Here is a 13,561-nt window from a genome sequence, read left to right on the forward strand (position 1 = left end):
GCGCAGGCTAAGCGACACTTAATACTCAGCGCCACCCCACGTCGATACGTTGTCCTCTTTCGTCGAAAAAGTGCAGTGCTTCCATGCGCACAGCGACGGTCAAGGGGTGACCGTGCGTGACATTCGGGTAGGGCGCCAGGCGCACGGCGAGCTCCGCCGGGCGCCGGTGGTGCCGGCCCGGGTCACTCAGGACGCTCTCGCGGTTCTGCGGGCGGCGCTGGGTGCCGCCGCGGCCGTTGACGCCGGCCCCGACGAGCTCGTCCTCGCCGCCCCGACCGGTGAGCTTGCTGACGAACCGCTTCAGGCCGCCGCCGTTGATCGGGACGTCGGTCGGCGGCTTGCCGATCTCGTCGACGATGACCGCCGTCGCGCCGATGTCGAGGAAGGCCAGCGACTCGTGGCCGTGGTGCTCCAGGTAGCGGATGCGGCCCCGTAACACGTCGCCCGTGGTCGAGTCGGGCACCGGTGTCAACGCCTCCGCCCGGACTCCGATGACGATGCGCTCGCCGTGGAAGTGGGCGACCTGGCGCGAGCGCAGGTCGTTCCAGGGAAGGTGCAGGACCTGGTCGCCCATGTGCAGGGCGATGTGGCGGTCGAGGTGCACGTACACCTCGGCCTCGAGCAGGTTCATCCGCGGGCTGCCCAGGAAGGCGGCCACGTAGAGCGTGGCCGGGCGCCCGTAGACCTGCGTCGGCGTGCCCACGTCCTGCAGGACGCCCTTGCGCAGGATCGCGACCCGGTCGGCCATGGTGAGCGCCTCGGCCTGGTCGTGCGTCACGTAGATGGTGGTGACGCCGAGCTCCCGCACGAGGCCGGAGATCTCGGCCCGCAGCTCGGCGCGCAGGCCGCTGTCGAGGTTCGACAGCGGCTCGTCCATGAGGAACAGCTTCGGGCGCCGCACGATGGCCCGCCCCATCGCCACGCGCTGCCGCTGCCCACCGGAGAGCTGCCCGGGCTTGCGCGCGAGCACGTCTCCGATGCCCAGCGCACTGGCCACCTCGGCCACCTGCTCCGCGCGCGGCTCCGGCTCGATGCCGGACAGCCGCAGCGGGAAGCCGATGTTCTCGCCGACCGTCATGTGCGGGTAGAGGGCGAAGTCCTGGAAGACCATCGCGACCCCCCGCTCTCGCGGCGGCAGGTCGTTGGCCAGTTCCCCGTCCATGATGATCGCGCCCGAGGTGGGGTCCTCGAGCCCGGCCACCATTCGCAGCAGCGTCGACTTGCCGCAGCCGCTCGGACCGAGCAGGACCATGAACTCGCCCTGCCCAACATCAAGGTTCACTCGGTCGACGGCGACCGTGCCGTCGGCGAACACCTTCATCACATCTTTGAGTGCGACGGTAGCCACCGTCACCTCCACCCCAGGTCAGCAGTTCGCGGTTCGGCCAGGTACCCCGAGTCAAATACTGTGATGAGGCACACGCAAGTTGGTCCATCGGGTAAATGACCAGTGTTCGCCGCGTTACCGCGTGATTACCGAGGTGCAATGTCCCTGCTCACGGCCGTGTCAGCCGGCGGGAAAATTCACGGTGACCGAAGTGTAGCCCAGGGCGGTGAGAAACTGCTGCAGCATCTTGCGGGTGTTGTCCTCGGCCCGTTTCTGCAGGCCGGCGTCCTTGGCCGCGTCGCCGATCTTCGACTCGGCCAGCTTGTAGACCTCCTGGAGCCGGTTGGGGTCGGAGCTGAAAGCGTCGCCGATCCGGTTGAAAGCGCCGCGCTCCTCCTCGTAGACGTAGCTCTTGTCGTTGTCGATCCGGACCGGCCGCAGCTGCGGGGCGGGCAGGTTGATCTCGGCCGAGCGGCGGTCCTCCGACTCCTTGACCGCGCCCTGGCCGATCGACGTGAAGTCGACGTACACCTCGACCGAGCCGGCCGCGACGAACAGGATGCGCTCGTTGAGCAGGAAGTCCGGAATGTACTTGCGGTCCTTCTGCACATCGACGATGACCTGGAAGTTGCCCTCGGCCGCGACGAACTGGTTGAGGTCCTGCACGGACTTGAGCAGCGCCGGGCCGGAGCGGTCGGTCTGCTCCTGGGCGAACGGGTTCTTCAGCCCGGGGAACAGCCCGATCGTCTTGGCGCCCAGCACGAGGGCGACGACCAGGCCGATGGCCGCGACGAGCCAGAACAGCCCGCGCATCGCGCCGCTGCCCTGCTTCACGATCACCGGCTGGGGTGGCTCGGCGGCGCGGGGCGGATCGATGGGGTCACCGATCTGCAGGCTCTTTCCAGGACCAGAGGTGACCTCGGGATATTCGGAAGTCTTCGACTCGTCGTTGTCGGCCATCGCTGACTCCTGGATCGGAGGATCTCGTACTGACAACGTTAAGGGTGTCAGTAAAGGCCCGCGAGTCGATCAGTGCCCCGCGCTCAGGCGAACGCGGCGAGCCCGGTCAGGTGCTGACCGATCACGAGCTGATGGATCTCCGACGTGCCCTCGTAGGTGAGCACCGTCTCGAGGTTCGCGGCGTGGCGCATCACCGGATACTCGGCCGAGATGCCGTTCGCGCCAAGGATCGTGCGGCACTGGCGGGCGATCGCGAGGGCCTCGCGGACGTTGTTGAGCTTGCCCACGCTCACCTGCTCGGGCCGCAGCTTCCCGGCGTCGGCGAGGCGGCCCAGGTGGACGGCGAGGAGGTACCCCTTCTGCAGCTCCACCGCCGCGTCGGCCAGCTTGGCCTGGGTCAGCTGGAATCCGGCGATCGGCCGGCCGAACTGCTCGCGCGCCCCGGCGTAGTCGATGGCCGTGTGAAGGCTGTCGCGCGCCGCCCCCAGCGCGCCCCAGACGATGCCGTAGCGGGCCTCGGTCAGGCAGGACAGCGGCGCCTTCAGGCCGCGCGCCAGGGGCAGCTGAGCCGATGCGGGCAGCCGGACCTCGTCGAGGAAGATCTGGCCGGTGCAGGAGGCCCGCAGGGAGAGCTTGTGGTGGACCTCCCGGGCGGTGAAGCCGGGCGTCTGCGTGGGCACCGCGAAGCCGCTTATCCCGTCGTCGGTGCGGGCCCACACCACTGCCACGTCGGCGACCGGGGCGTTGGTGATCCACATCTTGCCGCCGGAGAGCACCCAGTCGTCGCCGTCGCGCCGGGCCCGGGTCGCCATCGAGGCCGGGTCGGAGCCGTGGTCGGGCTCGGTGAGCCCGAAGCACCCGATCGCGTCGCCGGCCGCCATGCGGGGCAGCCACTCGGACTTCTGCTCCTCGGAGCCGTACTTCCAGATCGCGTACATCGCCAGCGAGCCCTGCACCGACACGAGGCTGCGCACGCCGGAGTCGCCGGCCTCCAGCTCCAGGCAGGCCAGCCCGTAGGCCACGGCGCTCGCCCCGGCGCACCCGTAGCCCTCGAGGTGCATGCCCAGCAGCCCGACCTTGGCCAGCTCCCGGGCCAGCTCGCGGACGGGCACCGCCCCCCGCTCGTACCACTCGGCCACGTGGGGACGGACGTGATCGTCGACGATCTGCCGCACGACGGCCCGGATCGCCAGCTCCTCCTCGGAGTGCAGTCCGTCGAGGTCGAGCAGGTCGAGGGGGCGCGCCGGCGTAGTCGTCACGCCCCCCAGAATATGCACAGCGCCTGCGTGTAAGCCCTAAGCCTGCAGGACTCTCGCGTGGATCGAGGTCCGCTGCTGCAGGGCCGCGCGCAGGGCGCGGTGCAGCCCGTCCTCCAGGTAGAGCCCGCCGTCCCACTGCACGACGTGCGGGAACAGGTCGCCGTAGAACGTCGAGTCCTCGGCCAGCAGGTGGTCGAGCTTGAGCTCACGCTTGGTGGTGATGAGCTGGTCGAGGCGCACGGGTCGCGGTGGGATCTCGGCCCACTGTTTCAGCGTCAGCCCATGCTCCGGATACGGCCGACCGTCTTTGACCGCCTTGAAGATCATGAACGCGTCACCCCCCTGACCGTGCCAGGGTACCGACTGGGTGCGACAAGATTTGCGTCACGAGGCGGCTCGGTCACCCCAGTTGCCGCGGTGCGTGACGCTCGGTGACTCGCGCCGGCCCCGCTTGAGGGATGGCGAGCGCTTGTCCTCGGCGCGGTACCCGATGGTCATGGCCCCGATGGGGGTGTACGCCTCGGGGACGCCGAACTCGGCCCGGAACTGCGCGACGCGGTCCGGGGTGATGCCGAAGAAGCACGCGCCGAGGCCCTCGTCGACCGCTCCGAGCAGCACCAGCAGGCTGGCCATCCCGGTGTCGATGTGCCAGTAGGGCACCGGCCACCGGGCCTCGTCGCGGTCGGTCCAGCCCTTGTCCGGCTGGGCGTAGCGGTCCAGGTAGGCGTCCCGGTGACTCAGCGGCACGATGATCACGGGCGCCCGGGTCATGCCCTCCATCCACGTCCCGGGCAGCTCCTCCTCGGGCGCGGTGGCGCTCCAGAAGCGCTGGACGTCGGCCGGCGTGTCGAGCAGCAGGAACTCCCAGCCCTGGGAGAAGCCCGCCGACGGGGCGTGCGTGGCGTAGCCGAGCAGCTTCTCGACGAGTTCCGCCGGCACCGGACGGTCGGGGTCGTAGTTGCGCACCATCCGCCGCCGGCGGATCACCTCGGAGAGTTCCACCGGAAAAGCCTAGATCGTCAGTGGGCGCGGATGCCCCAGGTGCCGCGCCAGGTCGTGCCGGGCTCGAGGACTATCACGTCGCGGCCGGAGCGGAAGGCGTCCGGCGGGCAGGTCATCGGCTCGATGGCCAGGGCCTTGCGCAGCCGCTCGGGGGGCAGGGTGTCGGAGGAGTACACCTGCCACCAGGTGAAGGCGGAGTCGGCCCAGACGGTCACGCCGCGCCCGTCGGGTGCGGCGATGTCGACCTGCGAGCCGCCGTCGGCGTTGGTGTCCACCTCGCCGAAGGCGGTGTCGAGCACCGTGGCGCCGAGCCGGCGGCTCTCCACGAAGTCGAACTCGGTGCCCGTCACCGCGGCCGCACCGATCGGCAGGAGCCGGGCGTCGACGAGCACCCGGCTGCGGGCCGGCACGCGCAGGGTCAGGTCGTCCACGGGCACGCCGGGCACGAGGACGTAGGGGTGCGTGGCCAGGCCGAACGGGACCGGGGTGCCGCCGGTGTTCGTCACCTCGTGCTCGGCCCGCAGCCCGGCCTCGCTCACCGACCAGCGGGTCTGCAGCCGCAGCGGCCACGGGTAGCCGGCCTGCGGGACCAGGTCGTGGGCGACGGTGATGCTGTCCTCGGTCGCGTCGACGGCGGTCCAGCGGACCCAGTTGACCAGGCCGTGGATGGCGTTGTGCCGGTCCGGCTCGGTGAGCGGCAGCTGCAGGTGCTCGCCGCCGAACGTGTACTGCCCGTCGCGGATGCGGTTCGGCCACGGGGCCAGGACGTGCCCGGCCGAGCCGACCGCGTGCTCGTGCTCCGCGTAGCCGGAGACGACGTCGCGACCGTCAGCGGTGAAAGTGCGCACGCCTCCGCCCACCTCGACGATGACGGCCTCTTGGCCGCCGGAGCGAATCGTCCACTGTGTACCGGAGGGCGCATGCTTGAGCTGCGCGGCGGCGGCGGTTTCCATGGTGAGTGACAATATCGTCACGGCGTCTTGTCGGTGTAGCGGAGGAGCACCGGGAAGGCGGCCCCGAGCAGCACGGCGACGACCGCGGCGGCGATTCCGCCGGCGACCCACGAGAACGTCGCGTCCGTCCAGTCGGCCACCGATCCGGCCCGAAGGTCACCGAGACGTGGACCTCCGGCCACGACGGCGAAGAAGACGCCCTGCAGCCGGCCGCGCATCTCGTCCGGCGCGCCGAGGAGCACCGTCTGGCGGTACACCCCGCTGATCATGTCGGCCGCCCCCGCCAAGGCCATGAAAGCTACACAGGCCCACAGCCACGGCACCGCTCCCGCCGCCGCGACCGCCAGCCCCCAGCCGACCACGGCGCCCACGAGCGCGATGCCCCGCCGGCGCACGCGGTTGATCCAGCCCGATGTCAGCCCGGCCAGCACGGCGCCGATCGCGATGGAGGAGTACAGCCAGCCGAGCGACGACTCCCCGAAGCGCTGGTCGGCGACCACCGGGAACAGCGCCTTGGGCATGGCCAGCACCATCGCGGCGATGTCGATGGCGAACGTGAGCAGGATCAGCCGGTGCCCGGCCAGGAAGCGCAGCCCGATCCCGATGTCCCGCAGTCCGGCGGAATGCTTGTCGCCGGTGGGTGGCAGGGCGGGCAGGCGCAGGGTGGCCCAGAGCACGACGGTGAACATGATCGCGTCGACGAGGTAGGCCGCCGAGAAGCCGAACGCGGGGATGACCAGGCCGGCGCCGACCGGGCCGCCGATCGCCGCCGCGTTGGAGATCGTGAAGCCGAGCGTGTTGGCCGAGGCCACCTCCTCCGGGCCGACAAGCGACGGGATGATGGCCTGGCGCACCGGGCTGTTGATGCCGAACGCGGCCGACTGCGCCGCGATGAGCCCGAGCATCAGCCAGGCGTTGTCCAGGTGCAGCACGGCCTGCGCCAGCAGCCCCAGCGTGGTGAGCCACATCATGGTGGAGCTGACCAGCAGCACCTTGCGCCGGTCGAACGCGTCGGCGATCGCGCCGCCCCAGATCGAGAACACGATGAGCGGCACCAGGCCCACGAAGCTGGCCACGCCGACCCAGAGTGCGGACTTCGTGATGGCGTAGACCTGCACGGGTACCGCAACCGCCGTGAACTGCACCCCGAAGAAGGACACCGCGTTGCCGATGAAGATCCGGCGGTAGGCACTGTGGCGAAGCGGCCGCACATCGATCGCGTGGCGCCGCAGCCAGCCCTTCGGCTCTTCCCGCTGCGCCGCGTCCTCGACCGCCGTCACGGAGCCAGCCGCTCGATCTTGCCGTCCGCGGTGTAGCGCAGCCTGTCGTGCAGGCGATTCTGCCGGCCCTGCCAAAACTCGACCTCGTCCGGCTCGACCCGGAACCCGCCCCAGTGCGGCGGGGGCTCGATGGCGCCGTCGCCGAAGCGCCGCTCCGCCTCCGCCAGCCGCTGCTCGAGGTCGGCCCGGCTGCCGATCACTGACGACTGCGGGCTCGCCCAGGCGCCGAGCTGGGCGCCGCGGGGCCGCACCGCGAAGTACTCCGCCGTCTCTTCCCGCGACACCTTCGCCACCGATCCGCTGACGATGACCTGGCGTTTGAGGTGGTACCAGGGGAAGACGAGCGTGGCTCGCGGGTTCCCGGCCAGATCGTTGCCCTTGCGGGACTCGTAGTTCGTGAAGAACGTGAACCCGCGCTGGTCATAGCCCTTGAGCAGGACCGTGCGGGCGGACGGGCGACCGTCGGCGGAGGCGGTCGCGAGCAGCATCGCATTGGGCTCCGGCAGGCCGGCGTCCATCGCGTCGCCGAACCAGGTGGCGAACTGGTCGAGCCAGTTGTCGGCGAGCGTGGTTTCATCGAACTCACCCGAATACTCGGTGCGCATCCGTGACAAATCTTGCGGTGATGTGCTGGGTCTCACGCTCACATCCTTCCTCCGCGAGTCGATTTTGCGTGAAGATGTGTCGTACAGGACACATCTGAGCCACCGTTCAGGCGGCAGCCGCCACGCCGACCAAGCGACACAAGTCTTGTCTAAGCGGACGCAGTCTGCCCGCGCCGCGAAGATGTGTGGGAGTTCGACACCCCGATCTGATCAGGAGTGCATGATGTCCGATTTCAAGCCGGGACTCGAGGGCGTGATCGCCTTCGAATCCGAAATCGCGGAGCCCGACAAGGAAGGCGGCGCGCTGCGGTATCGCGGCGTCGACATCGAGGATCTCATCGGCCAGGTGTCCTTCGGCAACGTTTGGGCATTGCTCGTCGACGGAAAGTTCGGCCCCGGCCTGCCGCCGGCCGAGCCGTTCCCGGTCCCCGTGCACTCCGGCGACATCCGCGTCGACGTGCAGTCCGCGGTCGCCATGCTCGCGCCGTACTGGGGCCTGGGCCAGCTGCTGGACATCGAGACCCCGCAGGCTCGCGAGGACCTGGCCCGGGTAAGCGTCACCGCACTGTCGTTCGTCGCGCAGGCGGCCCGCGGCCTCGGGCTGCCGGCCGTGCCGCAGAAAGAGATCGACAAGGCCGAGACGATCGTCGAGCGGTTCATGCGCCGCTGGCGGGGCGACCCGGACCCGCGCCACGTCAAGGCCGTCGACGCCTACTTCATCTCGGCCGCCGAGCACGGCATGAACGCCTCCACGTTCACCGCCCGCGTGGTCGCCTCCACCGGCGCCGACGCCGCGGCCTGCATCTCCTCCGGCATCGGAGCCCTGTCCGGCCCGCTGCACGGCGGCGCGCCGTCGCGGGTGCTCGGCATGATCGAGGCGGTCGAGCGCAGCGGTGACGCGGAAGGCTACGTGAAGAGCGTCCTGGACCGCGGCGAGCGGCTGATGGGGTTCGGCCACCGGGTGTACCGGGCCGAGGACCCGCGTGCCCGCGTGCTGCGGCGCACGGCCAAGGAGCTCAGCGCGCCCCGCTTCGAGGTCGCCGAGGCCCTGGAGAAGGCCGCGCTGGAGGAGCTGCACGCCCGCCGGCCCGACCGCGTGCTGGCCACCAACGTGGAGTTCTGGTCGGCCGTCGTCCTCGACTTCGCCGAGGTGCCGGCCCACATGTTCACCTCGATGTTCACCTGCGCCCGGGTGGCGGGCTGGAGCGCCCACATCCTGGAGCAGAAGGAGCTCGGCCGGCTGGTCCGCCCGTCGGCGAAGTACGTCGGCCCGGCCCCGCGCAAGCCCCAGGACGTCGAGGGCTGGGAGAAGATCCCGCACGGGGTCTGAAACGCAACGCTGTGTGACGCTCGTTAATTTTCGCGGGGCGGCGGCGGGAGAGATGGCAGGATCCGCGAGGTACCCGCCCGCCCGCCGCACCCCGGAGTACTCACATGGCTGAAATCCGCATCCCCGACGAGATCAAGCCCAAGGACGGACGCTTCGGCTCCGGTCCGAGCAAGGTGCGGCCCGAGGCGGTGCAGGCTCTCGCCGGGGTCGCCTCCACCTGGATGGGCACCAGCCACCGGCAGAAGCCGGTCCGCGACCAGGTCGCCCGGCTGCGCCGCGGCCTCGCCGAGCTGTTCAGCCTGCCGGAGGGCTACGAGGTGGTCCTCGGCAACGGGGGCAGCACCGCGTTCTGGGAGATCGCGGTCTTCGGCCTGATCCGCGACCGGGCGCAGTTCGCGAGCTTCGGGGAGTTCGGCGCCAAGTTCGCGTCGGCCGCCAAGAAGGCCCCGTTCCTCGGCGAGCCGACCGTGATCAAGGCGGACCCGGGCACCGGCGCCCTCCTGCACGCCGAAGCGGGTGTGGACGCGTACTGCTCGCCGCACAACGAGACCTCGACGGGCGTCGCGGTGCCGGTGCGGCGGCTGGGCGGTACCGATAAAGGCGCCCTGCACCTGACCGACGCAACCTCGGGCGCCGGCGGGCTCGACGTCGACGTGAGCCAGACCGACGTCTACTACTTCGCGCCGCAGAAGGGGTTCGGCTCCGACGGCGGGCTGTGGATCGCGCTCATGTCGCCGGCCGCCATCGCGCGGGCGGCGGAGATCAAGGAGTCCGGCCGGTACATCCCCGACTTCTTCGACCTGCAGACGGCCATCGACAACTCCCGGCTGGAGCAGACCTACAACACCCCGGCCCTCGCCACGATCTTCATCGCCGCCGAGCAGGTCGACTGGATGCTGGCCGGCGGCGGCCTGTCCTTCGCGGCCAAGCGCAGCGCCGAGTCGGCCGCGCACCTCTACGGCTGGGCCGAGCGCTCCGCGGTCGCCACCCCGTTCGTCACCGACCCGGCGGTGCGCTCCAACGTCGTCGGGACCATCGACTTCGCCGACTCCGTCGACGCGGGCGCGGTGGCCAAGGTGCTTCGCGCGAACGGGATCGTCGACACCGACCCCTACCGCAAGCTGGGCCGCAACCAGCTGCGCGTCGCGATGTTCCCCGGCGTCGACCCGGCCGACGTCGAGGCGCTGACCGTCTGCATCGACTACGTCATCGAACGTCTCTGATCAGCTTTTTGTCGGCGCGGCGTGCGTCTTTCCAGCTACGGTTGTCGTACTGTGACTGGAAGGCGCCGGCCGATGGCGCCTGAAGCGGGTGGGACGGAGGCACGCGATGCGGCCTGTGCGATTCGTCGCCCTCTCGGAGGACGGGCAGGCGTTCGTCCTGGCCGACGAGGTCGGGCGGCTCCTGGCGCTGCCGATCGATGAGCGTGTCCAGGGCGCCCTGCGCCCCGACCACAGCCACCCGACGAGCGTTCCCGAGACCGGCTCCTCGCAGCTCGCACCGCGCGACATCCAGGCCCGCATCCGCTCCGGCGAGTCGGCCGAGGAGGTCGCGCGGGTCGCCGGCGTCCCGGTGGACCGGGTCCTGCGCTACGCCGGCCCGGTGCTGCAGGAGCGGGCCATGCTCGCCCAGCACGCCCGGCGCACCCGGCTGAAGACGTCCGACCGCGGCTCCTCGCTGGCCGAGGTCGTCGACTCGCGCCTCAGCCAGCACGGGATCGACACCGAGAAGATCTCCTGGGACGCGTACCGCCGCGAGGACGGCACGTGGCGCATCACCGCGACCTGGCCCAGCGGCAAGGCGACCGCGCAGGCCGTGTGGGAGCTCGACAAGGCCCGGCAGCTGGTCGCGCCGCACGACGACATGGCGCAGTACCTGTGCACCGAGCGCGCCCCGGCCGGCCTGGAGCCGCCGGCGCCCGAGCGGGCCACGCCCAGCCGCGGCGAGACGAGCCGCGGTGACCTCGGGATGCGCTCCGACTCCGGCCGCGGCGGCGGGCACGAGCCGATCCGGCCCATCACGCCCGAGCGCCGCCCCGGCGGCCGCACGCTCGGCAACGACCCGATCCGGGCCGGCCGCGACGCGCTGCTGGCCTCGCTTGACCGGCCGCTGGGTTCGCAGCCCGGCGAGGAGCAGGCCCCGGTCGTGACGCCGCCGGCGAAGCACGAGAACCGGGCCCGTGGTGCCGCCGCGCTTATCGGCCGTTCGCCGTTCGACGAGGACTCCGACCAGGCGAAGGAGATTCCGGCGGTACCGTCGCTGGCCGTGCTGCGCCCGCGCCGTAACACGGTGTCGGCGGCGGCCGCGGTCGAGCAGCCGTCGGCCGCGGCGGAGAAGCCGCGCAAGCGCCTGCCCAGCTGGGACGACGTGCTGTTCGGCGGCGCCCCGGCGGCCCGCGAGACGTCCTGAGGGGTATCCGCAGGGACTGTTTGGGCCTGCTGTACCGGGATAGGTTGATGTACATGGAGTACACCAACCTCGGGCGCACCGGGCTCTCCGTGAGCCGCCTCTGCCTGGGCACCATGAACTTCGGGCCGAAGACCACCGAGCCGGACAGCTTCGCGATCATGGACCGCGCGCTGGAGCACGGCATCAACTTCTTCGACACCGCGAACGTGTACGGCTGGAAGACCGGCGAAGGCGTCACCGAAACGATCATCGGCAACTGGTTCGCCCAGGGCAGCGGCCGGCGCGAGAAGGTCGTCCTGGCGACGAAGGTCTACGGCAAGATGCAGGAGTGGCCCAACGGCCAGGGCCTCTCCGCGCGGCACATCATCGCCGAGGCCAACGCCTCGCTGCGCCGCCTGCAGACCGACTACATCGACCTGTATCAGATGCACCACATCTCCCGGACCACGCCCTGGGAGGAGATCTGGCAGGCGATGGAGGTGCTCGTCGCGCAGGGCAAGGTCCTGTACGTGGGCTCGTCCAACTTCGCCGGCTGGCACATCGCGGCCGCGCAGGAGTCGGCGAAGGCCCGCCACTTCCTGGGCCTCGTCGCCGAGCAGTGCATCTACAACCTCATGGCCCGCACGGTCGAGCTCGAGGTGCTCCCGGCCGCCAAGCAGTACGGCCTCGGCATCATCCCGTGGTCTCCGCTGCACGGCGGCCTGCTCAGCGGCGCGCTGGCCAAGGCCGCGGCGGGCACGGCCGGCCGCTCCGCCGAGGGCCGCTCGGCCGAGGACCTGGAGAAGCACCGCGCGGCCATCGAGGAGTTCGAGAAGCTTGCCGCGTCGATCGGCGGGGACCCGGCGAACGTGGCCCTGGCCTGGCTGCTGGCCCAGGAGACGGTGACCGCCCCGATCATCGGCCCGCGCACGCTGTCCCAGCTGGACAGCACGCTGGGGGCGCTCGAGCTCTCCCTCGACCAGGCCACGCTCGACCGCCTCGACGAACTCTTCCCGCCGGTCGGCAAGGGCGGCCCCGGCCCGGAGGCGTGGGCCTGGTAGCCGGTCTCGTCGCAGTCGCTACCGCAGTTGGACCGCGGCCAGGACGTCATACTCCGGCTGCGGTCCAAGGCGACTGCGCATCAGGTGTACTTCCTGCAGGCGCCACTGCGGCGAACGGTACTCGGCGAGCAGCCGCAGATCGTGCGCCAGCTCCTCGGCGCTCAGAATGTCCGACGGCCGCGCGATCGTCACGTGCGGCTGCCAGTCCCGCCGGTCATAGGGCAGCCGCCGCCGCTTCAGCGCCTTCCTGGCCTGCTCGCCGAGCCGTTTGAGCCCGGCTCCCCCGTCGTCGGTCTCGATGCCGGTGACGAGGTGGCGAAACCGGCCCCGCCCCAGCGTCCTGCCGCCCGTGATGTGCACCGCGGGCGCCGGGACCTCGGCCAGCTCGCCGAGCGCGTCGACGGCCGCGTTCTCGTCCTCGACCTCGCCGAGGAACGCCACGGTGAGATGCCACCGTTCGGGCGGGGCGAGCCGGACCGACCGCTCGCGCGGCCGGGCCACGGCCAGCCGGTCGACGACTGCCTGGAAATGTTCGCGGATCTCGATCGGCGGATAGGCCGCCATGAACAACCTCAACCTCTGCTCTTTCTTTCGCCGCCAGACCGCGGCGTCATCCGTGTCGGGCCGGCGTTACTTCTGCTGGGCGCCGGCGTTGCGCAGCACCAGGCCGGCCCGCTGCAGCTCCCCCTCGACCCGGAGCCGCTCGACCTCCAGATCGATGCCGGTGAGCTCATCCAGATGCTCTTCGACGCTGAGCTGGGCACACGCGACGTGCAGCCCCTCGTCGTACGCCTCCTGCACCGCCACGAACCACACCCGCGACCGGGTGGCCACGCTTTCCCGCAGCCGGTTGAGCCGGCGCAGATCGCCCGCGACCTGCTCGATCGGCGGCCCGACCACCTGCAGCTGCGGCTCCACCATCGCGTCGTCGATCTCCTGCCGCACCCGCCGCCGCTCCAGCCAGCGCCCGATCCGGGTCCTGCTCTCGTGCTGCTGTTCGAGCTCCGACGGCCGCGGTGCGGGGATCGTCGGGTCCTCCCACCGCTGCCCGAACTGCGTCTCCCGCGACCACCTGTCGAGCCGCGCCCACCGCTGATCCCGGGCGAGTCGCTCCTCGTCGAGCCTGCGCTGCCGAGCCGCCAACCGCCGCCTGACGGGCCGGGGCAGCAGCCACCGCACCCGCCCCCACACCTTGGCCGCTACCTCATCGGCCGACATGAGCAGCACACACACGAGGCACGGAGCAACGGCGATAAGCCCGATGACTCCGGCCACCAGCAGTCCGTGCAGGACGCCCACGATCTGAGACTAAGCTCACATCGAAACGATCGCCACCGATTTCCGCACGTTCCCTGCGCCAACCTTCGCCGGACCCGCCGCGCAGCCTCGGCCGCGC

General features: G+C 70.8%; 14 protein-coding genes. 4 read left to right on the forward strand and 10 right to left on the reverse strand.

From position 1 onward, the window contains the following. Window positions 1-25: 25 nt before the first annotated feature. The 8 genes from Dvina_RS50610 to pdxH all read right to left on the reverse strand — a co-directional run bounded on the left by Dvina_RS50610 (window position 26) and on the right by pdxH (window position 7,386). Window positions 26-1,348, reverse strand: coding sequence for an ABC transporter ATP-binding protein (locus Dvina_RS50610; RefSeq protein WP_223099293.1), 1,323 nt, complete (start codon window positions 1,346-1,348; stop codon window positions 26-28). Window positions 1,349-1,507: 159 nt separating this feature from the next. Next, entirely contained in the window at window positions 1,508-2,287 is a 780-nt protein-coding gene (locus Dvina_RS50615; RefSeq protein WP_223099294.1) for a DUF4230 domain-containing protein, read from the reverse strand. A gap of 83 nt (window positions 2,288-2,370) precedes the next feature. Next, entirely contained in the window at window positions 2,371-3,546 is a 1,176-nt protein-coding gene (locus tag Dvina_RS50620; RefSeq protein ID WP_223099295.1) for an acyl-CoA dehydrogenase family protein, read from the reverse strand. A 36-nt stretch (window positions 3,547-3,582) separates the two neighbouring features. After that, window positions 3,583-3,873 (reverse strand): type II toxin-antitoxin system VapB family antitoxin, encoded by a 291-nt coding sequence (locus Dvina_RS50625; RefSeq protein ID WP_223099296.1) that lies wholly within the window; start codon window positions 3,871-3,873, stop codon window positions 3,583-3,585. A gap of 57 nt (window positions 3,874-3,930) precedes the next feature. Continuing rightward, window positions 3,931-4,548: a nitroreductase family protein gene (locus Dvina_RS50630; protein WP_223099297.1), complete on the reverse strand. Its 618-nt coding sequence runs from the start codon at window positions 4,546-4,548 to the stop codon at window positions 3,931-3,933. A gap of 17 nt (window positions 4,549-4,565) precedes the next feature. Continuing rightward, window positions 4,566-5,501, reverse strand: a complete 936-nt coding sequence (locus tag Dvina_RS50635; RefSeq protein ID WP_223099299.1) for an aldose 1-epimerase family protein — start codon at window positions 5,499-5,501, stop codon at window positions 4,566-4,568. A gap of 17 nt (window positions 5,502-5,518) precedes the next feature. Next, window positions 5,519-6,781, reverse strand: coding sequence for an MFS transporter (locus Dvina_RS50640; RefSeq protein ID WP_223099301.1), 1,263 nt, complete (start codon window positions 6,779-6,781; stop codon window positions 5,519-5,521). Then, the gene (gene pdxH / locus Dvina_RS50645; RefSeq protein ID WP_223099303.1) at window positions 6,778-7,386 is read right to left on the reverse strand and encodes a pyridoxamine 5'-phosphate oxidase; all 609 of its coding nucleotides are present in this window, start codon (window positions 7,384-7,386) and stop codon (window positions 6,778-6,780) included. The genes Dvina_RS50640 and pdxH overlap by 4 nt, the downstream gene beginning before the upstream one ends. 223 nt (window positions 7,387-7,609) lie before the next feature. Here pdxH and Dvina_RS50650 point away from each other — a divergent pair, with 223 nt between their 5' ends. The 4 genes from Dvina_RS50650 (at window position 7,610) to Dvina_RS50665 (ending at window position 12,165) form a co-directional block, all read left to right on the forward strand. Then, window positions 7,610-8,716 (forward strand): citrate synthase 2, encoded by a 1,107-nt coding sequence (locus tag Dvina_RS50650; RefSeq protein ID WP_223106178.1) that lies wholly within the window; start codon window positions 7,610-7,612, stop codon window positions 8,714-8,716. A 104-nt stretch (window positions 8,717-8,820) separates the two neighbouring features. Beyond that, window positions 8,821-9,939, forward strand: coding sequence for a phosphoserine transaminase (serC, locus tag Dvina_RS50655; protein ID WP_223099305.1), 1,119 nt, complete (start codon window positions 8,821-8,823; stop codon window positions 9,937-9,939). A gap of 106 nt (window positions 9,940-10,045) precedes the next feature. Further along, window positions 10,046-11,125, forward strand: a complete 1,080-nt coding sequence (gene sepH, locus Dvina_RS50660; RefSeq protein ID WP_223099307.1) for a septation protein SepH — start codon at window positions 10,046-10,048, stop codon at window positions 11,123-11,125. Window positions 11,126-11,178: 53 nt separating this feature from the next. Next, entirely contained in the window at window positions 11,179-12,165 is a 987-nt protein-coding gene (locus Dvina_RS50665; RefSeq protein ID WP_223099309.1) for an aldo/keto reductase, read from the forward strand. Window positions 12,166-12,183: 18 nt separating this feature from the next. Here the strand turns inward: Dvina_RS50665 and thpR are convergent, their stop codons facing one another. Next, the gene (gene thpR / locus Dvina_RS50670) at window positions 12,184-12,741 is read right to left on the reverse strand and encodes an RNA 2',3'-cyclic phosphodiesterase (protein ID WP_223099310.1); all 558 of its coding nucleotides are present in this window, start codon (window positions 12,739-12,741) and stop codon (window positions 12,184-12,186) included. Window positions 12,742-12,795: 54 nt separating this feature from the next. After that, entirely contained in the window at window positions 12,796-13,464 is a 669-nt protein-coding gene (locus Dvina_RS50675) for a hypothetical protein (protein WP_223099311.1), read from the reverse strand. Window positions 13,465-13,561: the final 97 nt, after the last annotated feature.

The sequence above is a fragment of the Dactylosporangium vinaceum genome, from assembly GCF_019904175.1.
Lineage (GTDB): Bacteria > Actinomycetota > Actinomycetes > Mycobacteriales > Micromonosporaceae > Dactylosporangium > Dactylosporangium vinaceum.